We start from the raw sequence: 514 nt of genomic DNA, 5'->3' as shown, positions 1-514 counted from the left end.
GGATGAGGAACGGTTTCGGTTGGCGAACGTTGTGCTTCAACACGCAGACGTTGCATTTGTTCGGTAATCGGAATGCGTACCGGACAAACTTCAACGCAGGCGCCACACATGGTACACGCAGTCGGCAGATCGCGTGTCGCATCCAAGCCTAACAAATGCGGAGAGATAATCTCGCCAATTGGGCCGGGATAAGTCGTACCGTAAGCCGCGCCACCGATACGGGTATAAACCGGACAGTGGTTCATACACGCACCGCAACGGATACATTGCAAGGTGCGGCGCATTTGATCTTCTGCATAAGCTTGGCTACGGCCGTTATCAAGCAGTACCAAGTGCATTTCTTGAGGACCGTCAAGCTCTTCGCTACGGCGAGGGCCGGTAATCATATTGAAATAAGTAGTAATGTTCTGACCAATGGCGGAGCGTGGCAACAGGCTGTACAAAGGTGGAACATCCGACAGCTTCGCAACCACTTTTTCAATACCGGTAATGGCGATGTGCACAGGCGGTACAG

General features: G+C 52.5%; 1 protein-coding gene. It reads right to left on the bottom strand.

What is annotated here, in order from left to right; translation table 11 throughout:
- The coding region (locus tag ACTHUR_RS18380) for a 4Fe-4S dicluster domain-containing protein (RefSeq protein ID WP_440400204.1) at positions 1-514 on the bottom strand (514 nt) is incomplete at both ends.

Source organism: Neisseria sp. P0021.S007 (genome assembly GCF_051956855.1).
Note: the sequence above shows the minus strand (reverse complement) of the source record. Positions and strands in the feature narration are given on the sequence as shown.